This window comes from Bradyrhizobium sp. (assembly GCF_050014615.1).
Classification (GTDB): domain Bacteria; phylum Pseudomonadota; class Alphaproteobacteria; order Rhizobiales; family Xanthobacteraceae; genus Bradyrhizobium.
In genome coordinates this window covers 49,499-71,027 of record NZ_JBEKCZ010000009.1, presented here as the reverse complement: position 1 = coordinate 71,027, position 21,529 = coordinate 49,499, and the positions used below count along the sequence as shown (strand labels likewise).

The 21,529-nt window shown below is 61.3% G+C and carries 21 protein-coding genes and 1 pseudogene (1 of these 22 only partly in view); 10 read left to right on the top strand and 12 right to left on the bottom strand.

Features of this window, described 5'->3' with window-relative positions; translation table 11 throughout:
* Positions 1-67 precede the first annotated feature (67 nt).
* From ABR948_RS02930 to ABR948_RS02915, 4 genes and pseudogenes are all read left to right on the top strand, one after another.
* The gene (locus tag ABR948_RS02930) at positions 68-1,942 is read left to right on the top strand and encodes a methanol/ethanol family PQQ-dependent dehydrogenase (protein WP_428113939.1); all 1,875 of its coding nucleotides are present in this window, start codon (positions 68-70) and stop codon (positions 1,940-1,942) included.
* A 69-nt stretch (positions 1,943-2,011) separates the two neighbouring features.
* Positions 2,012-2,523: pseudogene (locus ABR948_RS02925) on the top strand (c-type cytochrome, methanol metabolism-related).
* Positions 2,524-2,582: 59 nt separating this feature from the next.
* Positions 2,583-3,449 (top strand): substrate-binding domain-containing protein, encoded by an 867-nt coding sequence (locus ABR948_RS02920; RefSeq protein WP_428113938.1) that lies wholly within the window; start codon positions 2,583-2,585, stop codon positions 3,447-3,449.
* Positions 3,446-4,003 (top strand): PQQ-dependent catabolism-associated CXXCW motif protein, encoded by a 558-nt coding sequence (locus ABR948_RS02915; RefSeq protein ID WP_428113937.1) that lies wholly within the window; start codon positions 3,446-3,448, stop codon positions 4,001-4,003. The genes ABR948_RS02920 and ABR948_RS02915 overlap by 4 nt, the downstream gene beginning before the upstream one ends.
* Before the next feature lie 19 nt (positions 4,004-4,022).
* Here the strand turns inward: ABR948_RS02915 and ABR948_RS02910 are convergent, their stop codons facing one another.
* On the bottom strand, positions 4,023-4,709 hold the full coding sequence (locus ABR948_RS02910) for a hypothetical protein (protein ID WP_428113936.1): 687 nt from the start codon (positions 4,707-4,709) through the stop codon (positions 4,023-4,025).
* A 168-nt stretch (positions 4,710-4,877) separates the two neighbouring features.
* Between ABR948_RS02910 and ABR948_RS02905 the strand changes: the two genes are divergently transcribed.
* The gene (locus tag ABR948_RS02905; RefSeq protein WP_428113935.1) at positions 4,878-6,470 is read left to right on the top strand and encodes a glycosyl hydrolase family 79 N-terminal domain-containing protein; all 1,593 of its coding nucleotides are present in this window, start codon (positions 4,878-4,880) and stop codon (positions 6,468-6,470) included.
* A gap of 141 nt (positions 6,471-6,611) precedes the next feature.
* The gene (locus tag ABR948_RS02900) at positions 6,612-7,532 is read left to right on the top strand and encodes an ankyrin repeat domain-containing protein (protein WP_428113934.1); all 921 of its coding nucleotides are present in this window, start codon (positions 6,612-6,614) and stop codon (positions 7,530-7,532) included.
* A gap of 5 nt (positions 7,533-7,537) precedes the next feature.
* Here ABR948_RS02900 and ABR948_RS02895 read toward each other — a convergent pair whose 3' ends face one another.
* Positions 7,538-8,128: a c-type cytochrome gene (locus tag ABR948_RS02895; RefSeq protein ID WP_428113933.1), complete on the bottom strand. Its 591-nt coding sequence runs from the start codon at positions 8,126-8,128 to the stop codon at positions 7,538-7,540.
* Positions 8,129-8,207: 79 nt separating this feature from the next.
* Positions 8,208-9,917, bottom strand: coding sequence for a pyrroloquinoline quinone-dependent dehydrogenase (locus ABR948_RS02890; RefSeq protein WP_428113932.1), 1,710 nt, complete (start codon positions 9,915-9,917; stop codon positions 8,208-8,210).
* A 984-nt stretch (positions 9,918-10,901) separates the two neighbouring features.
* Here ABR948_RS02890 and ABR948_RS02885 point away from each other — a divergent pair.
* Together ABR948_RS02885 and ABR948_RS02880 are read left to right on the top strand one after the other, a co-directional pair.
* On the top strand, positions 10,902-11,651 hold the full coding sequence (locus tag ABR948_RS02885; protein WP_428113931.1) for a CBS domain-containing protein: 750 nt from the start codon (positions 10,902-10,904) through the stop codon (positions 11,649-11,651).
* Between the two features lie 20 nt (positions 11,652-11,671).
* Positions 11,672-11,983: a cytochrome c gene (locus tag ABR948_RS02880; RefSeq protein ID WP_428113930.1), complete on the top strand. Its 312-nt coding sequence runs from the start codon at positions 11,672-11,674 to the stop codon at positions 11,981-11,983.
* 67 nt (positions 11,984-12,050) lie between these two features.
* Here the strand turns inward: ABR948_RS02880 and ABR948_RS02875 are convergent, their stop codons facing one another.
* From ABR948_RS02875 to ABR948_RS02860, 4 genes are all read right to left on the bottom strand, one after another.
* The gene (locus ABR948_RS02875; protein WP_428113929.1) at positions 12,051-12,788 is read right to left on the bottom strand and encodes a hypothetical protein; all 738 of its coding nucleotides are present in this window, start codon (positions 12,786-12,788) and stop codon (positions 12,051-12,053) included.
* Positions 12,789-12,891: 103 nt separating this feature from the next.
* Complete coding sequence (locus ABR948_RS02870) at positions 12,892-14,964, bottom strand: phospholipase C (RefSeq protein WP_428113928.1); 2,073 nt, start codon at positions 14,962-14,964, stop codon at positions 12,892-12,894.
* Positions 14,965-15,179: 215 nt separating this feature from the next.
* On the bottom strand, positions 15,180-16,556 hold the full coding sequence (locus ABR948_RS02865) for a cytochrome c peroxidase (protein ID WP_428113927.1): 1,377 nt from the start codon (positions 16,554-16,556) through the stop codon (positions 15,180-15,182).
* The gene (locus ABR948_RS02860; RefSeq protein WP_428113926.1) at positions 16,553-17,284 is read right to left on the bottom strand and encodes an EfeM/EfeO family lipoprotein; all 732 of its coding nucleotides are present in this window, start codon (positions 17,282-17,284) and stop codon (positions 16,553-16,555) included. Before ABR948_RS02860 ends, ABR948_RS02865 begins: the two co-directional genes overlap by 4 nt.
* Between ABR948_RS02860 and ABR948_RS02855 the strand changes: the two genes are divergently transcribed.
* Together ABR948_RS02855 and ABR948_RS02850 are read left to right on the top strand one after the other, a co-directional pair.
* Positions 17,283-17,669, top strand: a complete 387-nt coding sequence (locus tag ABR948_RS02855) for a hypothetical protein (protein WP_428113925.1) — start codon at positions 17,283-17,285, stop codon at positions 17,667-17,669. The two genes, ABR948_RS02860 and ABR948_RS02855, sit on opposite strands and share 2 nt — an antisense overlap.
* Complete coding sequence (locus ABR948_RS02850) at positions 17,633-18,115, top strand: prepilin peptidase (protein ID WP_428113924.1); 483 nt, start codon at positions 17,633-17,635, stop codon at positions 18,113-18,115. The genes ABR948_RS02855 and ABR948_RS02850 overlap by 37 nt, the downstream gene beginning before the upstream one ends.
* A 30-nt stretch (positions 18,116-18,145) precedes the next feature.
* Here ABR948_RS02850 and ABR948_RS02845 read toward each other — a convergent pair whose 3' ends face one another.
* The 5 genes in view from ABR948_RS02845 to ABR948_RS02825 are tightly spaced (at most 8 nt apart) and all read right to left on the bottom strand, a layout consistent with a single transcriptional unit that may run on beyond the window.
* A complete protein-coding gene (locus tag ABR948_RS02845; RefSeq protein ID WP_428113923.1) occupies positions 18,146-18,793 on the bottom strand; it encodes a hypothetical protein in 648 nt (215 codons plus the stop codon).
* Positions 18,793-19,356: a type II secretion system protein GspM gene (gene gspM / locus ABR948_RS02840; RefSeq protein ID WP_428113922.1), complete on the bottom strand. Its 564-nt coding sequence runs from the start codon at positions 19,354-19,356 to the stop codon at positions 18,793-18,795. The genes ABR948_RS02845 and gspM overlap by 1 nt, the downstream gene beginning before the upstream one ends.
* Positions 19,353-20,423, bottom strand: coding sequence for a PilN domain-containing protein (locus ABR948_RS02835; RefSeq protein WP_428113921.1), 1,071 nt, complete (start codon positions 20,421-20,423; stop codon positions 19,353-19,355). The genes gspM and ABR948_RS02835 overlap by 4 nt, the downstream gene beginning before the upstream one ends.
* Before the next feature lie 8 nt (positions 20,424-20,431).
* Positions 20,432-21,361 (bottom strand): type II secretion system minor pseudopilin, encoded by a 930-nt coding sequence (locus tag ABR948_RS02830; RefSeq protein ID WP_428113920.1) that lies wholly within the window; start codon positions 21,359-21,361, stop codon positions 20,432-20,434.
* Positions 21,358-21,529: the 3' end of a PulJ/GspJ family protein gene (locus ABR948_RS02825; protein WP_428113919.1), read on the bottom strand. 548 nt of this gene lie beyond the right edge of the window; only the last 172 of its 720 coding nucleotides appear in the window; the start codon falls outside the window, past its right edge — the gene reads right to left on this strand; its stop codon occupies positions 21,358-21,360. Before ABR948_RS02825 ends, ABR948_RS02830 begins: the two co-directional genes overlap by 4 nt.

Below are 21,529 nucleotides of genomic sequence, written 5' to 3'. Positions count from 1 at the left end.
GATGAACACAACTGAAAAGTGGACCGTTTTGACGGAACCGCTTCGTTCACAAATGGGAGGATTCACTATGCGCAAGGTGCTACTCGCGACCGGTGTCAGCCTGCTGGCTTTGCATGGATCGGCGTTACGAGCCGACGAAGCGTTGGACAGACTGGCCAAGGATCCCAAGCAATGGGTGATGCAGCAGGGCGACGACGCCAACACGCGTTTCTCCAAGCTCAACCAGATCAACGCCGCCAACGTCAGGAAATTGCAGGTCGCCTGGACGTTCTCGACCGGCGTGCTGCGCGGTCACGAGGGTGGCCCGCTGGTGGTCGGCGATACCATGTACGTCCATACGCCGTTTCCAAACACGGTCTATGCGCTTGACCTCAATCATGAAGGCAAGATCATCTGGAAATACGAGCCGCGGCAGGATCCCAACGTAATTCCGATCATGTGCTGCGACACCGTCAACCGCGGCGTCGCCTATGCCGACGGCAAGATCTTCCTGCACCAGGCCGACACCACGCTGGTGGCGCTCGACGCCAAGACCGGGGCCAAGGTCTGGTCGGTGATGGACGGCGAGGCCGGCAAGGGCCAATCCGGCACCGACGCGCCGTTCGTCTACAAGGACAAGGTCCTGATCGGCGTTTCCGGCGGCGAGTTCGGCGTTCGCGGCTGGGTCAGCGCCTACAACATCAAGGACGGCAAGCTGGCCTGGCGCGGCTTCTCGGAAGGGCCGGACGCGGACACGCTGATCGACCCGGTCAAGACCACCTCGCTCGGCAAGCCGGTCGGGCCTGATTCGTCGACCTCCACCTGGCAGGGCGACCAGTGGAAGATCGGCGGCGGCGCCACCTGGGGCTGGTACTCCTACGATCCCGCGCTGAACCTGGTCTATTACGGTTCGGGCAATCCCTCGACCTGGAACCCGGTGCAACGCCCCGGTGACAACAGGTGGTCGATGTCGATCTGGGCGCGCGACCTCGACACCGGCGCGGTCAAATGGATCTACCAGATGACGCCGCACGACGAATGGGACTTCGACGGCGTCAACGAGATGATCCTGACCGATCAGACCGTTGGCGGCCAGCCGAGGAAGCTGCTCACCCATTTCGACCGCAACGGCTTCGGCTACACGCTGGATCGGGCCACCGGCGAACTGCTGGTCGCGGAAAAATACGATCCGGTGGTGAACTGGGCCAGCAAGGTCGACATGGACAAGTCGTCCAAGACCTATGGCCGTCCGCTGGTGGTCGACGCCTATTCGACCCAGCACCAGGGCGAAGACACCAACTCGAAGGGCATCTGCCCGGCGGCGCTGGGCACCAAGGACGAGCAGCCTGCGGCCTACAGCCCGGAGACGCAGTTGTTCTACGTCCCGACCAACCATGTCTGCATGGACTATGAGCCTTACAAGGTCGCCTACACGGCCGGTCAGGCCTATGTCGGTGCCGCGGTGGCGATGTATCCGCCCAAGGGCGATACCAATATGGGCAACTTCATTGCCTGGGACGGCAAGACCGGCAAGATCGTGTGGTCCAATAAGGAGCAGTTCTCGGCCTGGGGTGGCGCATTGGCCACGGCGGGTGGCGTGGTGTTCTACGGCACGCTGGAGGGCTATCTGAAGGCGGTCGATGCCAAGACCGGCAAGGAACTCTACAAGTTCAAGACCCCGTCCGGCATCATCGGCAACGTGATGAGCTATGAACATGGCGGCAAGCAGTATGTTGCGGTGCTGTCCGGCGTCGGTGGCTGGGCCGGCATCGGTCTTGCGGCCGGTCTGCTGCAGCCCGAGAACGCCGCCGCCTGGCATGGCGCCGTCGATCAGGGCAAGTTGCCGACCAAGGAAAAGACCGTCGATACCGCGGGTCTCGGCGCCGTCGGCGGCTACGCGGGTCTGGCGTCCTATACCTCGCTGGGCGGGACACTGACCGTGTTTGCGCTGCCGAGCGAGTAGGAGCGGCACGACGCTTGAGAAGACGTCAATCGGCGCGCCGCTGCCTCGCTGCGCGCCGATTTTGTTTCAATGCCGCAAGAGGACGTTTACGTGAGCATCAATCGTTGGAAAATCGTGTTCGTCATTGTGGCGAGCACCCTTGCCGGCGCCACCGCACGGGCCGACGGGTCGGGATCTCCCGCCGTCGCTTCATCCGACAACGGCAAATATGCCGACAAGGACGGCAATCCGACCTACAAGATCGGTGAGGACGGGGCGGTCGACTGGTACACCTTCTCGGGCTTTCGTCGCTATCATTCGGACTGCCATGTCTGTCACGGTCCCAATGGCGAGGGCTCGAGCTATGCGCCCGCGCTGGCCAATTCGCTGAAGACGCTGAGCTACGTCGACTTCAACAATGTCGTCACCAATGGCCGCCAGAACGTCGACGCCGCCAACGACAAGGTGATGCCGTCATTCATATCTACGTCTATCTGCGCGCCCGCGCCAACGACGCCATTCCCGGCGGCCGGCCGCCCAAACATGAAGACAAGCCGCAAGCCGCCAAAGACGCCGAGGCCAGTTGTACGGGGATCAAATGAATTCAGGACGCGACGAAATACTAGCGCCGCCAGCACCACATTTCCCGGGGCTGGCCGTCATGCTGCCAATTCTGGCCGGCCTTTTGCTGTGCGCATCTGTCGTCTTGCGGCCCGCCCCGGCCTCCGCCCAGGCCAGCGACAACGAAAAAGGCGCGCTTGAACTGGTCGATCCCGACGTGTTTCGCGCGTGTGGCGATCCGCGCAATCTGCCGTTCTCCAACGACAAGGGCGAGGGATTCGAAAACAAGCTGGCCGAGCTCTTTGCCGCCAAGCTCGGCAAAAAGCTCAGCTACACCTACTTCCCGCAGGCAACCGGCTTCGTCCGGATGACGCTGGGCTCGTATCGATGCGATATCATCATGGGATTTCCGCAGGGCGACGATCAGGCCCAGCTGACCGTTCCCTATTACCGGACGACATATGCGCTGATCTTCAAGCCCGGAAGCGGCCTTGAAGACGTGACCGCGATCAGCGATCCCAAACTCCGGGATAAACGGATCGGAATCGTGGCGAAGACGCCGCCCAGCACCAACATGGCGATCAACGGCCTCCTCGCTCACGCCAAGTCCTATCCGCTTTTCATCGATACAAGGAGTGATTCCTCGGCGCAGGCCATGATCGACGACCTCGCCCGCGGCGAAATCGATTGCGGCATATTGTGGGGCCCGATGGCGGGCTACTACGCCAGGCAAGCGAACCCGCCGATGACCGTCGTGCCGTTGACCAAGGAAACCACAGGTCCGCAAATGACCTATCGCATCGGCATGGCCGTTCGCGCGGCGGACCAGGAGTGGAAACGCACGCTCAATCGGCTGATCATGGAAAACCAGACCGAGATCAACAAGCTGCTGATCAGCTACAACATTCCAATATTGGACGAGGCCAATATGCCGATCACATCCGAGACGCTCGCCAAGCGGCCATGATCGGGACCGCCGTCCGTTTCGCGCTTGTCGCGATCATCGTTGCCGCCGCTGAAGCTGTCGCGGCCGGCGTGCCCGAGCCGGATGGCTACCGCCTGGAAAATTATCGCTCGCCGACGCCCGCTACGCTGCGTGGCGTCAGGGTCATCGGCACCGACGAAGCGGAAAAAATCTGGCGCAGTCATTCGGCTTCCTTTGTCGATGTGCTGCCAAGGCCGCCGCGACCGCGGGATCTGCCCGAAGGAACGCTTTGGCGCGACAAGCCGCGGGCCAATATCCCGGGCAGCATCTGGTTGCCCGACACCGGATACGGCGAATTGGCGCCCAGCATGGCCGGTTATTTCTCCAGCGGTCTGGACAAGGCGACGGACGGCGATCACGCCCGGGTTCTCGTGTTGTATTGTCTCGCGGATTGCTGGATGTCGTGGAACGCGGCCAAGCGCGCGCTATCGCTCGGCTATTCCAATGTGGCGTGGTATCCTGAAGGGACCGACGGCTGGCTCGCCGCCGGCCTTCCGCTGCAGCCGTCTTCACCGGAACCGCGGCCGGACGAATAAGCCATCTCCTGATAGATTCTTATTTTGTCTGCGAGCCGGCGTTCAGGTTGGCTTTCAAATTGTCCTTCAGGTCATCCTGGATCGCGCTTCCCAAATCGAACAGCCGTTTTTCGATTAGAACGGGCACGTCGCATATGTAGGAAGTCGACCTGCGCCGATCCTCGAAAATACGGGTCTGCCACGCAAGCTCGCTGGCAAGCTCGCTACTCTGCGCTGGATCGCCGTTTGACTTGTCCTGAATCTCCCGCATCTTCTGGGCCTTTTCGCGAATGGCCTCGGCCGTGCCCTTCTGTTTACGTGAAAAACGCTCGATCCCGTTCATCACCTGATCACGCTGCCCATTGAGCGTCGAATACAACGCGGCGAACAGCCTCGTCGCCCTTTGCTGCCTTTCCTCGTCGGTTCCCGCCAGATAATCGGCTATCAGCTTCCGTGCGTCCTCGATCGGCGTGCGGCGCGCGGCGAGATGCGCCACGAGTTCGGCCTGTTTCGGGTCCGCGGGCTTCGTCGTATCGATCGCGTCAATTGGCGGACCGTTCCAGACGCTGGCGATCGAAATCTCCGGTACCTTCAATTGCTGGCATGGCCAGTCTGGATAACGCGGATCGAGCGCAAAGGCTGACTGGCTCCAGCCCATGGCCATTGCCGCCATCACGCCGCAAGAACAAAAAACACACCATGCAAAAATACGCGATGAACGGACCACGCCGTGCCTCCCTGTGAGCTCGCAACCTTCTACTTGTTTTTGCGGTCCACCGGCGCAACCGTGGACCGGGATTTCGCCGATCCATGCGCGTACCGGCAAGCAGGCCCGAAATATATTCTATATCCTCGCTTTGTCGTAAACTAAATGGGACACAGGAGGGAACGTTCCTTGCTTCCATTTGAAGAAGCCGGAGCCAGGCGCTGGGCGCGCACGCCAACGGAACTGCCCGCGATCCTTTGCGCGCTCGGCTGCCTGATATCGATATGGCTGGTCGCGCAGGCCCGTGCAGGAACTCCTTCCGAGGCGCCGTCCGTCATCCCTTCAAGCCTGCCCCGCATCGGCACGGTCGACGAACGCTTCCAGTCCTACAACATCGAAATGGTCGAAATTACCGGCGGCCAATTCTGGAAGCCCTATCGGTCGCAGCCGGATACCCGGCCCATGCCGGCGTCGCGGCCGGGATCGGACACGCCGCCGCGCACGGACTCGAATTTATTTCAATACCGGTCGCCCCTTGATCTGACCCAAGGCCGATTGCGAAAGCTCGCGGCGGCGCTGGCGCCGGCCTATCTGCGCGTCAGCGGCACCTGGGCGAACAGCACCACCTTTTCCGATTCGGATGATGTGTCGTCAGCACCTTCGGCGGGATTCAACGGCGTCTTGACGCGCCAGCAATGGCGGAGCGTGGTCGATTTCGCGCAATCGGTGGATGCGCGGATCGTGACGTCATTTGCCATTAGCGCCGGCAGCCGTGACGCCGCCGGCGTCTGGCAACAGGATCAGGCGGACCGGCTCGTCCGCTTCACCCATTCCATCGGGAGCAAGATCGCCGCCGCCGAATTCATGAATGAGCCGGACCTTGCCGCGATCGGCGGTGCTCCGGCGGGTTACGACACGGCGGCCTATCAACGCGACTTCAAAATATTCGAAATGTTCCTGAGACAGACGAGTCCCGAAACGCTGATCCTGGGCCCCGGCACTATCGGTCAAACCGCCCTCGCCTCGGATCTGTTCGCCGCCACCGGGTCCGATCTCGATGCGGTGTCCTATCATCACTATGGCGCATTGTCGGCGCGGTGCGGCGGTCACCACACGCCGGAGGCGGCGCTTTCCGAAGACTGGCTGGGAGGAGCGGATCGGGCCGTGGCGTTCTATCGCGATCTTCGGGATCGGCTCACACCCGGCAAACCGATCTGGCTCACTGAAACCGCCGAAGCCGCTTGCGGCGGCAATCCCTGGGCGGTGAGCTTTCTGGATACATTCCGCTATCTCGATCAACTCGGGCGACTGGCAAAGGCCGGCGTTCAGGTCGTCATGCACAACACGCTGGCGGCGAGCGATTACGGCCTGCTGGACGAAAGGACGCTGGAGCCGAGGCCGAATTACTGGGGCGCATTGCTGTGGCGGCAGCTGATGGGGACCACTGTGCTTGACGCGGGTTTACCGATCCGACGGGGCCTTCACGTCTATGCCCATTGCCAAAGAGACAAGTCAGGCGGGGTGACGCTGCTGGTGATCAATACCGAGCGCGACGCACCGCATGCGCTGATGCTATCGACAGCGTCCGCACTTTATACGCTCGACGCCGTGAACCCGCTGGATGCGCGCGTCAGGATGAACGGTACGACGCTGGCGCTGGGCGCAGGCGATACGCTGCCGTCCATCCAGGGCGCACCGACGCCGGCCGGCGCGGTGACGTTCGCGCAAGCCACGATTAGCTTCGTGGTCATTCCAGAGGCAGCAAACAATGCGTGCCGATAGCAAGCGCGGGACTGTCACACGGATTGCGCGGCGATGACGCGGTGCGGAATCCAATTTCGCTTGCTATAGTCTGCTCCTTCTTGGCACAGGCCGGCTCCCGTGGCAGCCTCAACCTTGCGATATCTGACCTGGAGAGGCCGTTTGCATCGCTACGTTGTTTTTCTATGTTCGATCGCAATCGCCGCAACAAGCGCCGCGTCGGCTGCCTACGCGGCAGATTCCGAGCGGTGTCAGGCGCTGTCGCGTCGGTATGAAGAAGCCAAACCGCAAATCACCGCGATCGAGGTGTCGCTGACGCTGTTTGCAGCGGTCGACGCCAACTGCATCGATTTGGCGACGAAACTGCTTGATCAGGGCGCGTCGGTCGACGCGCGCGACCGGCTGGGCGCCCGTCCGCTGAGCCATGCGGCGAGGTCGGGGCATCTGCAGATGGTTGACCTGCTGCTGGCACGCGGCGCTCCGATCGATGCCCGCAACCTTGCCGGAGCCACGGCGCTGTATTTTGCCGCCGAGGGCAGCCATATCTCGATCGCGCAACGGCTGATCGAGCGCGGCGCCGACGTCAAACTGACTGGACGCAGCGGGATCTCACCAATCGCCGCCGCATCCTATGCCGGCAACGACGTGATCGTCGAAGCATTGCTCGCCCATGGCGCCGACGAGCGAGCAGCCGACGAAACCGGCAAGCCGCCGATCATCTATGCGGCGGCCGGCGCACGGTTCGACATCGTGAAGCGGTTGTTGGCGCGAAACATCGATATCAACGCCCGCTATTCGAACGACCTCACTCTGCTGATGTGGGCGTCCGGACCGGATGAAAAAGTGCCGGAAGCGCAGGCGGTCCAGATTATTTCATATCTGCTCGATGCGGGCGCGCATATCGACGATCGGGATGACCGCGGTCGCACCGCGCTCATGATCGCTGCCGAAGGCGGCCACGAGGAAATCGTCAATTTACTGGTGGCGCGGGGAGCGGATGCATCGCTCAAGGACAAGGCCGGCAAGCGAGCCGCGGATCTCACAAGGTTGTCTTCGCTGCGCGAACGGCTGATGCGACCTTAAGGAGGCTAGAGGCCCGACAAATATTCGGACAGCGCCGCCAGGTCGTCCGGTGAGGTGGCAAGCATCAGGTCTGTCATGCCGGGATTGTTGCCGCGGGCGCGGCTGCGGAAGTCGGCTATTGTTTTTGCCATATATTCCCTGCTCTGGCCCGCTAACCGGGGAACGGTGCCGTCGCCCTGAAAATGGTCGAGATGGCAGCCGGTGCAGCCGACCGAGTGGTTGGCGCTCAAGGCCCGGTCCGAGACGTCCTTCGATGCCCGGGGCTGGCCCAGATCAGGCCACGGCTTGTTCGAGAAATATTCCGCGATGTCCATCATGTCCTGTCGTTCCATGGAGGAAACGATCGGCTGCATGATTTCGTTCTTGCGATCGTTCCGTTTGAAATCGCGCAGTTGAATATAGAGGTAACCCTGCTGCTGCCCCCAGATGACGGGAATCGTCTTGTCGATTGGCTTGCCATCCTGGCCATGGCAGCCGGCGCAGACCTGGGTCTTGTCTTCGATACTTTGCGCGGCTGCGGGGAGCGAACCGTAAAAATTCAAACCGAACCCGAGCCCAACAGCGACAACAAAGGCCCGTTTTGACTTCCCGACCATCGATCGATTCCCATTCATAACTCATGACAAGGGCGGGACCGCGAACGGTCCCGCCCCCATTCATCCTATATCGCACATCTCAGTCGAGCGAGAAGGCGATGATGTTGTTACCGCGGTGAAAGTCGACCTGGGTGTTACCGCCCGCACCGACCACGATATATTGCTTGCCGCCGACCATGTAGGAGGAGGGAGGCGCGTTGACCCCGGCCCCGGCGCGGAAGTTCCACAATTCCTTGCCGTTGGACGAGTTGTAAGCCGCGAACTTGCCGTTGCCTTCACCGGTGAAAACAAGACCACCCGCCGTGGCGAGAATGCCGCCAATCATCGGCTCCGGCGTCTTGACCTGCCATTTGATCTTGCCGGTATTGTAGTTGACGGCCGTGATGTTGCCCGCCTGCGCCTCGGTCGGTATCGCCTTGAAGGCGCCGCCCAGCCACAACTTGCCGTTCGGATACGGCGAGTTCTCGACAAAGTAGTTCATGGGCTGATGCAGGTTGATGGCGTAGGCCAGCGACTGCTCGGGGTCGGTGGCGATCGGCGACCATTCGACGCCGCCATTGGCCCCCGGAAGCATGCGCGCACCTTCCTTGGTGGGCAGCACCCACATGTTCTCCTGCGGCACCATGGCTTCGGAGAACCGGATCAGGCTGCAGTCTCTGCGGTCGTGAACATAAATATGACCGGTCTTGCCGGCATGGATCACGCCCGGGATGGTCTTGCCGTCCTTACCCTTGACATCGACCAGCACCGTCGGGCTCACCGCATCGAGATCCCACAGGTCGTGGGCGATATACTGAAAGTGGCAGGCATATTTGCCGGTATCGAGGTCGAGGGAAACCAGCGAGTCGGTATAAAGATTGTCGCCGGGACGGTTCGAACCGTCCAGATCAGGCGACGGATTGCCGACGACGAAATAGATCCGGTTGGTTGCCAGATCGACAGACGGATTCTGCCAGACGCCACCACCGAGCTTCTGGTAGGGGTCGCCGGTTTTGGCAAGCTGGTCCTTTTCAGCCTGGATATCGCGGTGCATGTCGCGGCCGGTGGCGTCCTTTGTCGCCCAGACGCCGACGCTGCTCTCCGGCGTCGTGTTGAACGTCCAGAGCAGCTTGCCGGTCTTCGCATCGAAGGCCTTGACGAAGCCGCGGATGCCGTATTCGCCGCCATTGGTCCCGATCAGAACCTTGTCCTTGATGACGGTCGGCGCCATCGTCTCGCTGTAGCCGAGTTCGGGATCGGCGATATCGGATTTCCAGACGACGTCGCCTGTCTTCGCATTCAGGGCCACCAGCTTGGAGTCGAGCGTCGCGACGTAGACAAGATCGCCGAGAATCTGGACGCCGCGATTGTTGGGGCCGCAGCAGTAAGTCGTTATCGGTCCCATCTTGTGATTATAGTGCCAGAGCTGCACGCCGGTTTTGGCGTCGAGCGCATAGACATGGCTGAACGACGTCGTCACATACATGACGCCGTCGACGACGATCGGCGACGTCTCAAGCGATTCCTTGACGTCGGTCTGGAAGATCCAGGCGACGTGCAACTTCTTGACGTTGTCGCGATCGATCTGCTTGGCGGGATGAAATCGCGTCTGGGCGTAGTTGCCGTTGGTCAGCAGAAAGTTGGTCGCACTCTTGTCGGCTGCGTTGAGGAGCTGCTGGGTGACCGGAGAGACCTTCGCCTGACCCGACGCCGACTTGGTTTCCTGCTTGACTTCCTGCGCACTCGCGGCCGCCGTGAGCAAGCCGACAGCGCCGCACAATGCGGCGCATCCAATAGAAAATCTATTCATGTTTCCGCCCCAAATTTTATTGTTGATGTCAACCGGCGCATTTTTAAAGGCACGCCGATTCCCATCAAATCTGACCCTAACAGTCAGCTTTGACAAGGAGAAAACGTCAAACCAACGGGTTCAGAGGTCCGCTGCGACTGAGCTGCCGCCGATTCACGAAATGACGCGGCGCGATAACTCAAGCCGAACCGATGCAAGCCGTTCGCGCTTGCGAAATGCTTCGATTTCTTCACGGCGGGTTCGCACCGAAAACGTCTGGAGCGCCGCTATTGGCGCCTCGCTCTCGGTAGCATCGCCGGAGATGAGATTGGTGTTGAAGCCGGCGCGATGGACCGGTTAGCGGCAAGGCAATTCGCCGGGACGGCTCTGGTCAGTGGCTGCGGCCCAAGCTCGCGCAAGCAAGATGTTCGTCTATTCCCAAAGGAGACGCAGGCAACCTGTCATCGCGAACGAAGCCACCGCCGCGAAAAGAGCATAACTCACGTTGGATTCAATGCCTTCAAAGACTCGCTCGATCAGATGTCGCATCATAATGCCTCACAAAATTTGCGACGCCTGCGCCGCTCCGAGTCCACCCGCCGGATCGGTCGAGACCTCGGAAGTAATGCTGAGACCTGCCGGGAGTTCCGGCACGCTGTTGGTTGGTCAGCGAGCCCCAATCCCGGGAAGTTTGGGACACAAATGTTGACGTATGGTTGATAACCGTCCGATGAGATGGACGTGAGTGTCATTCCCGGTGGAATCACCGATGAATGCCCAGCCGGCATTCCGGGTCTTTATTGCCCATTTTCGAGCGGCGCGCCGGGCTGGCGCCGGCGGTCCCGGGGTATGCAAATTTCCCCCGACTGGGCTGCAAGTTTGCGCCATGAGAGCCTCCACAACCGACATTCCATGACGCTCTCGGGTTGATCTTGATCAAGCCGTTGCGAGGCTTTTGCCTTAGCGATCATGCATTCCCGCAGTTTCGGATTTTGGAATCATCCAATGCGCGCTCATCAGATCATGACCCGTCAGGTGATCACGGCCAGCCCCGAAACTTCTGTCGTCGAGGCCGCGGACACAATGTTACGACATCACATCAGCGGATTGCCGGTGGTCAACACGGCCGGCAAGCTGATCGGCATCGTTTCGCAAGGCGATTTCATTCGCCGTGCGGAAATCGGGACGCAACGAAAGCGCGGCCGGTGGCTGCGGTTTCTGGTAGGTCCGGGCCAGATCGCGTCCGACTTCGTGCATGAACGGGGCCGCAAGGTGAAAGAAATCATGACGCTGGATCCAGTTACCATCACCGAAGATACCTCACTCCAGGAGATCGTGCGGATCATCGAGAGACGCAATATCAAACGCTTGCCTGTTGTGCGCCTGGATCAGCTTGTCGGCATTGTGACCCGGTCCAATCTTCTCCAAGCAGTCGCTGATCTGGCTCGCGACGCTTCTGGCCCGACCGCCGACGACGACCATATTCGGAGCAGTGTCCACGCGGCTATCGAGAAAGCTGACTGGTCGCCCTCGCAGTTCAACGTCATTGTGCGCAACGGCATCGTGCATCTCAGCGGCCTTATAACTGACGAACGTTGCCGGCAGGCAGCGATTGTCGCGGCGGAGAATGTATCCGGCGTCAGGGAGGTTCACGATGAACTCTGCTGCTACCCGCCTCCTGAAGAGGATTTTGGAGGCGGCGATTTTGTTTCATTGCAACAGCAGCCATCGACGACGGACGACGCACCGCTCTGAGCACTTAAACATGGATCACCATGCGCATATCGAAAATCCGCATCCTTATCGCGCTTATCCTCCTTGGAGGGACGCAGGCGACTTTTGCGCAGAACGCCGAGAATGGCCGGCGGCTAACGGAGCGATGGTGTTCGGAGTGCCACGCTATCTATTCTGCCTCGGACAAACGCCATAGAGCTCCGTCATTCGCATCAATCGTCGACAGGCCAAAGATCGACGCCGACATGATCGCCGCGTTCCTGCTTCTGCCGCACGCGACAATGCCGAATCCGCCGCTAAGCCACGAAGACGCGAAGGACATCGCTTTGTTTATTATCGAAATGAAAAATTAGACCAGGTCACGTGTTGCGGGAACACGGCCGCCAGTTCATCCGCCGCGAGCCGATACCGGCGGCCGCATCAGGGATGTGTGCGATCCACATCCTTTTGACCGGCGACCCACACGTCGCTTTGCCTGATCCGCTGAATGAGGGTCTCGGGATCGAATTTTCGGAAGCCTTGCGGAACTTCGAACAACTGCGCCGGCTGCGGCTCGTCCCGAACGTTCTCGGCGGCAATGGTGGCGCCGTCCTCCGTCTTGATTCGCAGCGGGAATTTGCGCGCCCTGTCGATCCAGCCGACGATTTCCCGGCCCGCGCCCGAGACGGCGCGGTATGCGGTGGTGTGATGCCCGCCGACGGCCCCCTCCCCGGTGCGCTCGCAGCGCCAATCACCCTGATCCGCGGCACCAGCCAGTCTCGCCAAGGCCTGCCACTGCCGACATGGGTCATCCGGATCGACCTGCACGAATAGCCGGGTGAGCTGGCTCGATTGCCGGGCATCCATGAATATCCCCGCGGCGGGCCGCACGAAATAGGCGGCAGGTTTGGCGCCGTCGACCAGGAAGAAGCCGTCCGCAAGCTCCGGTGTTTCGATTCGCACGGAGCCGTTGGAGACGCGTAGCTTGCCCGCGGACACCGCCGCCGCACCATCGCCCCGCGTGGTGACAAGATCGGCGGAAAACTGCTGCGCCTGTGCCGATACACGGCCGCACAGCAACAAGCTGACAACGGCCAGCAAACTCAGCCACACTCTGTTGGACGACAAAACAATCATCGGGCCTTTAGTCATCGTTAAAATCAACTCCAGGAAATCCACAGTGTCGGCCGGCTGAAAACAACAGCGCCGACCGGACCATCGGGCCCGATCGGCGCCGCCACCACGAGGTCAGATCACGACCGCGTGGTGATCGTTACGAGAATCACTCGGTGTAGGGCTGAGTGACCGCGTGGCTGAAGTCGAACGCGTCGAACAGATCGGCGAGCGCCGGGCTGTTGGTCGGCACGTATTCATTGTTCTTCGCAAACGTCGGGTTCGGAAGGTTGTCGCGGCTGCGGTTCGTGAGCGGGCGCAGGTTCCAGTTACGCTCGATGAACTTCAGCAGCGAGGCATGGTCGCCGTAGTTGTGATAGACCTTGCCGCCCGTCGAATAAGGCGAGAGAATCAGCATCGGAATCCGCGGTCCGTCGCCAAAGAAGTCGATCGACTGGATGAAGCCCGAGTCCCACATACCGCCCGCTTCGTCCCAAGTCACGATGACAGCGGTTTCCGCCTTCAACTGCGGATTGGCGTCGAGCGCGCTGAGGACGTTGAGTGTGTAAGCTTCGAACAGATCAACCTTGGAGCTTGACGGGTGACCGTCGAGCAGACCATCCGGCTTGCCGAACGACACCGAAGGCAGGGTGTTGTTCTGGATCGCCGTGATCAGATCGGCGGTATCCTTGATATGCGCTGCCCGGACAGTCGGGTTAGCCATGATCGAGGACGCATACTGGAACGGATTGCAGATCTGGCAGTAGGCCACGCCGAGAGCGTGCGCCGGATCGGCAATCGCCGCCGCAGTCAGGTTCGGGATCGGGTTGGTCGTGGTGACGGCCGCAACCGCTTCATTCGAGAGCGCCACGGCGTCGTTATACGCGCCGCCGTAGTAAGCCCACGTAATGTTGCTTGCGATCAGGGCGTCACCGATGGTTCGCACCGGCGACGGCGGAACGTTGCCAGTACCCGACAGCGCACCGTTCGGCAGGTAACCGGGGTTAACGTTGTTGAGCATGTAGTAGTGGTTGGGCTGGCAGTTCGGCTCCGCCGCGTAGGGCAGGTTCTCCAGGTAGCTTATGATCGGCCCGACGCCGGGCTGAGATGCGTCAGCGCAGGCGCTGAAGTTGCCGTCGACCGTGTACGCGTTGACGGTTCCCGGGACCGGATTCGGGTTCGCGATCATGCTCGCGGGCGGCGTGGTCGGATTGCCGTTGCCGTCGCTCCAGAACGCAGCGTCACCGGTGCCGAGCATGAAGTGGTTGGCGGCGGTACCACCATGGAACGACTGGTGGAAGTTGTCGGCCAGGGTGAAACGATCAGCCAGTTCCTTCAGGACCGGAAGCTGACCCTGCTGCGCATTGAAGAAGCCCATCGAGTTGCCCATGCTCTTGCCGGTCGGAGCATAGGTGGCCATCACGAAGGGGAACAGGTCGTTCTTACAGCCAGAGGTGTTGCTCTTGGAAGCGTTGGCAACGCTGCAATCGTCCTGCTGCCAGTCCGAGTAGAAGCGGTGCGTGGTATCACCGGTGTAGTCATCGTCGCTGAGCGCCGGACCCTGCATCGGGAACGGACCCACCAGACTTCCTGCACCCGGAACGCGGGTATCGAGCGAGCCGGCCGGCAAGCCGGTGGCGCCGGTCGTCAGGATGTCGAGGTCAGCCGGATTGACGTCCTTTTCAACGCTGGCTTCTGCGATGGTCTGGAACGGAGCACCGGTAGCGCTTTGCGCGCTCGGGGCGCCGTTGGTGTTGGGCTGCGGCATCGTATTGCCGGATCCGTAGGATGACTTGCCGATGGCCGGAGCGCCGATGTAGTAAGACGGCTGTCCCGCGACCGAGTACTGCTGCGCCAGAGCGAAGTTCGGGCCCTGCGAGCCGTCTTCGTTGACAATGCCCTTTGACAGCAGGTTGGAGATGGTCTGTCCAGCGCCCTTCGGCTTGTACACGCCGAAGGCGTGATCGAGGCCGCGGTTCTCGCCGATCAGAATGATGACATGCTTGATCGGGCTCGCGGTCTTTGCGGTCGCCGAAGAACTGTTGCCGTTGTTGCCGTTGTTGTTGCCGTTGCCATTGCCGTTGTTGTGATTCAGCTCACCGGGATGGAAATGCGAGCGTGAGTCCCAGTTGCTGCGGCCCCAATCGGCAGCATAGCTGGCGGTTACGACGGCCAGCGTCGAAACGATGCACAGCGCTGTGGTGGTACGCCATCTTCTTCTCAAGTCGAATGTCGGTTTCATTATAGACCCCAAAAGTTAAAGTTGGTTAGCATCGTGGTGCTTAATGGCCCGATATGACGGTGGCGTTTCCGACTCGTGAATGCTGAAAGAAATTCCCGATTCAAAAAATTTCTTCTGAACAAATGCCGGCGCGACTCCGCGTCGAACGAATCGCCGCAGCGCCGGACTCGTTCGGCAACATGTCAACCGTGTCGCAGAAATTTATCAGCGCGCGATCAGTGCGCGACGTACTTCGACTGCAGCACTTGCCGCAGCGCCGCGTAGTGGGCGTCATGGACAGCCGGATTGAACAAAGACCATGGCTCGGCGCGCGCCAGCAATGCCGGTACGGCGGCGGCCATCAAATACCGATAATTCCTGTATTCGGCCGCCGCATCGCTAAACCGGTCTTCGGCGCTGGCGATGTCGATGCGGCGTAAAATGAGGACCATGTTCTTGAGCGCCGTCCGCGCAAGAGCGCGTTCCTGCTGGCCGCCCGACACGCTGGTGTTCTTTCGATCGGGGTAGCGCTCGGTCAGCTCGCGCAATTCGCTGCCGATGGTATCGACCGCAAGTGCAATGGTTTCCTTGTCGTTTGCCGGAATAGCAGTTCCAAGTACGGCGGTGAAATCGTTGATTTCCTTAAGCATGGCGCCCGCACCATCGTGCTCATAGGGCTGCGTGCCGTCCCCCACCGCGGTGAGATACGCGACCAGATCGCCCCGGTCCTGCGGCGACAGACCAAGAGCGAAAACGCGATCGAAATGCGCTACCACCTGGTCGTAGCTGTCGAAGCGTCCGTCGTGAAAATATGGAGCGTTGAAATCGGCGTTGCGCAGCGTCGGCGTCTTGAAAAGGCCGCCCGATCCGACATCGTGCTGCTGGTGATCGACGAATGCGGCCGACGGCACATGACAGCCGGCGCAGCTCAGGCCTGGATCGTGAGGGAACGGCTTCATGAACAGTGCTTCGCCGCGCCGCTCGGCATCGCTGATCCGCCCGATCAGCCGGCCGCCGGGGCCGAGATTTGGATTGGGCAGAAAATCGATGTCGTGAATATAGGCGACGATGGCATCAACCATGGCCGGAGACGGTTCGGGTCCGGCGAATTCGTTGACGATGACGTTGCGGACGAAATCGTGCAACGATGCCATCCGGCCGTCGTTGCCGTATGGCGCAAGATAGCGCGCGCCGCGAAGGCTCGGGATCCTGACCGGATCAAGCACGAAATTGTTGGCTTTCGGATTGAACAGCGGGCCGGTGGTGTCGAAATTGCCCGGACGCGTCGACATCTTCGGCATGAAGAATTTGGCGTTGCCCGCGCCGTTGACGTGACAGGTGCCACAGCTCACGCCGGCCTGCCGCGCTACGCCGCCGAGAATACCGGGCGAACTGAAGGCCAGATTGCCGAGATCGACCATATACGACTTCTCGCCTGCGACTTCGGACCGGAACACCTCGCGCGGCTGCTCGAGCGCATCCTCGTTGAGTTCGGTCTTTGGAGGCAGCGTCGTTTGATCGCCGTCGACCGGAAAGGCTGCGACGCGTCCCTCAAAGGAAGCAACCAGAAAAGACAGAGCGAGAGCGACTACCGATAGATGCCGAATAATCATCGCGTCGCGGCCTCCAGCGTCGGTGATTGCAATCCGAGTTTGGCCGACGCGCTTTGCAACGCGACCACCAGTTCCTCGCTGGTACGCCGCAGCGCCGGAATGTCGACGCGCCGCAGATCGGGCGCGGCCACAATTTTCGTGAGCCGGTCGATCCGAGCCTCCACCAGACCCGCCAGCCTGGCGTCGGCGGCTCCGAGCGCGGTCGCAAAAATTGTACGATAAGCGAAATCGATGCCGGCGACGTTATTGCGCATATCGTCCAGCGACGTTCCGCTGATGCGGGATTCGCCGCCGTCGGCCTTGCTCTCCCCGACTTCATAAGCCAGCCGCACGGTACCATCCAGCAACCCCTGCGGCGTGAGCGCCATATCGCGAAGCTTGCCGTGAAGACTGTCCAGATGATCGACCAGCGCATCGGTCTCGGCCTCGACGTCGGTACGATTGGTACCGAACAGCTTCGCCTCGATGGCATGGAAGCCGCTATCGGCATTGGGCCAGGCGTCGATTTGCGCATCGAGTTCGGGAACGAAGCCCGCCGTGAAGACTTCGGAGCGCTCCCAGCCCGCGCGGGCCGAAATCCACGCCTTCCTGGCGCCGGTCAGATCCTTGGCAGCTATTCGTTCGCGCAGGTCACGCACGCCCGCCAAAGCTTGACCAATGCTTTCGATCATATAGGGCCGATAACGCTCCGCCGCATCCTCGAGCGGTGTGGCGCTTACGGCTGACATGCCCGCAGTCGGCACCAGCAACAAGCCACACATGGCGGCCCAAATACGATTCATGATCCTGAAAACCCCCAGCCCCGCGGCCACTCAAGCAAGCAGCACGGGCGCGCAATATTGTTGGATTAGTATGCTGTTTTGTGACGGGATGACCTCAACAGCAATTTTTCCCGGAATTTTTCTTTCCGGACCTGGCATCGCCATCCAATCGCGCGTGATCGATTTAAAAACGCGTCGACCATGCAAAAAACAGTTCGTTGAACTTGTGCCCGGTCATAAAACCGATACGTATTTCGCTGACGTCTTGACGGCGATCCTGTACGGACCGTCGACATTTTATCCACAAAGGTGCGCATGCCCGCCGATCTTGAATTCGCCGGATTTTTCGTAATCCTCTGCCTGTTCGGTGGCGTGCTGGCGCTGATCGATATTCGTCACGGCATCATTCCGGACTGGCTGAACCTGTCCGTTGCCGGGCTGGGGCTGGCGAGAGCCGTTACTGTCGGCGGCTCAGTGGCCGGCATCGAAGCCGCGGGTTCGGGCGCGGCTATCGGATTGATTTTCTGGTTGTTGCGACGACTGTATTTCGAATGGCGCAAAATCCAGGGTCTGGGCTTGGGAGACGTTAAATTCCTCGCCGCCGCGGGAATCTGGATCGGCGTTGCCGGACTTCCCATCCTGTTGCTGATTGCCGCGCTGACAGCGCTCGCCGCGGCGGCAATCATGCAATTGACCGGTCGAGCCATGACGCGCCGGACTTCGTTGCCGTTCGGGCCGTTTTTGACGATCGGCCTGCTGTTGGCACTGGTCATTCAACAAATCATCGGAGCGATCTGAGCAGCCGGGAAAGCGTGCCGGCGCCAAGCTTCAGTGGCGTGCCGATGATTGGGTTCTTTCCACGCTCGCCGGCAGTAGACGAACCTCGCCGGCCGGGTGCGCGGCGTCGGGCTGCGGCAATGTCAGGACGGCAGTCAGCTGATCCTTTTCCAAGGTCACTTCCCGGCCGCGGATCGCACGCAGCTTCCAGCCCTGATAGTCCTCGCCGATCTTCAACCGCAGTGCTTCCTTGGTCGACTGATCGAGAAAAATTCCAAATCCATCCTGATCGCTCGCGATGGTGCCCACCAGGGCGAACTGCGGAGCCTCAGCTTCCTTCTTGCGGACTGGCGCCGCCTTGATCGTCGCCGGTTCGGCCGTGACCGCGACGGGCGGCGGCCGGCGCGACGGCGAAAAGATCGGCCGTTCGCGCGTCGCCGACAATTGCGCCAGCGGAATAGCCCACAGCGGATTGGCGCTCAACGCCCGCTCCTGCGCGGGTCCTGTTGGTGGCGCGACAATGCCCACCGTCGTGACCGGCGGTACGACCGGAACGGCCGCTGCCGCGGGCGATCCCGCCGCCTGGGCATCGTCGGAAAGACCGGCATCCAGGGCGTCGCCGGAAACCGCGGACGTCATTGCGCCGGCGGCATGGAGGGACAGCAGCAACAGCGTAACGCCTGTGATGAAACGGCGCATCATTTGGCTCCCGGCCATTGCCCTGACACCGCCAGCAGAATTCGCAGTCTTCCACCTTCGGTGCCGGACGCGATGAGCGGAGTCTGGACCACGAGTTGATCGATAAACAGGAACGGCATCCCGGCTTCGAGATCGTAGAGCAGCTTTTGCAGCTCCGACTGGTTGATCTCGAAGCTGGCGATCATGCTGAGAAATCCCGCTCTCGATTGTGAACCCTGCAGATCGAGTTGGGTCGACACCACATTGCCGCCGAATTTCGTCACGGCGGCCGAGACGCGCTGTAGCAGCATCGCTCCTGCGACGGTGACGGTGGCGCCTTCCAGAAATGCCGAGCCCGACGGTCTCGTCACGTCGCCGGGCGGGCCGCGAACCGCGGCGGGGTTGCGGCCTTCGAGTTGCTCCAGCATGGTCGCCGAGGATGCCACCTCGTCGCGCTGGCCGACGACGCCTGTTATCGAGGTGGCCACGGCGAACAGAAGCACCACAACGAGGCCGACATAGATCGTCGCGGCCACGATGGGCGACGTGGTAAGGGCCTTTCGTGATGCCGCGAACGCACTCATGTGCCCGATCCGAAATAAGCCGTGATATGCGCCTCGATATGGAAGCGCTCGCCCGGTTCGTTCTGCGCGCGCGTGGTGGGCGCAAAGAATGTGGCGCGAGTGAACTGCGGCGACTGCTCCATCAGCCGAATCAGGGAGGGAGCATCCTGTGTCATGCCGACGACCTGGACCTTGTCGCCTTCGATCCGCAACTCCGTGACATAGGTGGTGTCGGGCAGCACCCGCGAGACGGCTTCCAGCACCATGACGCTCGACGGCGTTGCCTGCTTGCGCTTCGCCAGCAGGCTCACACCCGATTCGCCCGCATTCGGATCGAGGCGCAGCGCCGCCCGGCGCTGCGAAATCCGGCGCTGCAGATCCTGCTGCTCGGACTGAAGAGAGTTGCCGAGATAGGCCGCGACCAGCAGGGAAGCCGCCGCGGCAAGACCGACGGAGAGCAGAACGGCGCGCAAAATACGAGGAACGTCCACCGTTCGCCCGATCGCGCTCTGCAGCGACTTGTCGAACAATTTGATCCTGGCGGGCGTGCCTTCGCCGGCGGAAGCCGTGGCGAATACGGCAACCGACCCGACATCCAGCGCTTGGGCCAACTGCAGGAGCGGCTGAATCTTGAGTTTCGAGGTCGCGGCGAAGGTCACTTCGATTCGGTCGTTCGCCGCGTTGGTCGGCTGGCTCCATCCGAAAATTGCTTCGTTGACGGTCCAGGGCGTCAAACGATCGACCTGTGCGCGGATCATGCCATCGAGAAAATCGCTGGCCTGACCAGGAAAGTCGAGCGGCGAGAACATGACATGATCGGATTGCAGCAAGGCTTCGACACGGCTACCGCGAAAGGCCGTGTTCCAATCCGCCGACAATGGCGGATTGGGCCTGCCCTTTTCCAGACGGAACGGCACCTCAGGCAATGACGGGGCATTCCGTCCCGAGACCGCCTTTGCCACCAACGTGTCGTCCTTGCCTTCCCCGAGCAGAATCAGGCGCGGGCGCAGGAAGCGCCCTGCGACCGTGTCGACGGCCCCGGCAACGGTCGCGATCCATTGGCCAAACAAATCCTTCAACTCTGACATCGGCGCCATCACAGACCCGTCCGTTTGCGTAAAACCGGGCGGGGCTCCACATCATCCTGCCAGGACAGCACGCGATAAGGATCCTCCTTGTCGCCAAGGGCGATAACGACTTCCGAAGCCGTGTGGCGGCCGTTGCTGAAATTGATCGTCGTTTCAATCCGGTAGGCCGCGCTTTTGGCGGTCGTCGCATCGCCCTGCGCCGGGGCAGGCTGACTAGCATTCGCCGAGTCCGCATTCGAAGATGGAGGCGGTCCACCGAGAACGTCGCTGGAATTGGCAGGCGTCTTGCCGGGCAGTGCAGCGATCACCTCCGGGGCCGCGATCTGCGGATCGACAGCCGAAGACCCGTTGAACACCGTCACCAACGGCAACGCGCGATCCACCAGTGCCGGAGCCAGGCCGACAACGAGGGCGAGTTCACTGACATGGGTGAACAGCGCCTGCCGCGGAGAGTAGCCAAGTCCCGCGGCGCCGTAGAGCGCCTCCTCGTCATTGACGGCGCCGGGTACCGGACGGGTGCGCCACCCGATGATTCGGTCCGCGTCTTCCTGTGCGGCCGCCTTACCGGCACCAAGCCCGGCGAACAGATTGGCCAGCACCTCCTTGGGAGCGAAATTGAGATCGATGCGCGCGGCTTCGGATTTGAAGGAGACCACGACGTCCGCATTGTCCATCCGGAAGTGAAACGTGCCGTGCGAGGGGCGCGCATTGTCGCCCGGCAACAGTAGCTGGTAGGTCGTGAGCTCAAGACTGGCCGATACCAGCGCCTCCGCCTGCAGCGCGGTATCATTGACCGAAAGCGCCCGCGCCGACCCGGAAAGATACAACGAAAAGATCACCGCCAGCCCCGACAGGGCCATCAGAATCCATAGCACCGCGATGATCACGAAGCCGCGTTCCGAGGAGGTCGCTGTCGCGCACGCCTGGTCTCGCCTCACAACGATCCTCCCGGTCCCGCGGCGGCGATGCCGGGCCGCGTCTCGTCCGGCGTCTTTTGCGGATCGGCTTTGTCGTTGCAGCTACCATCCGGCCGCGCGCATTCGCTCGACACCTGGGCATGCACCGGCGTCACCGTCGATACCGAGAGCACGCGCTCGCTCGCGGCA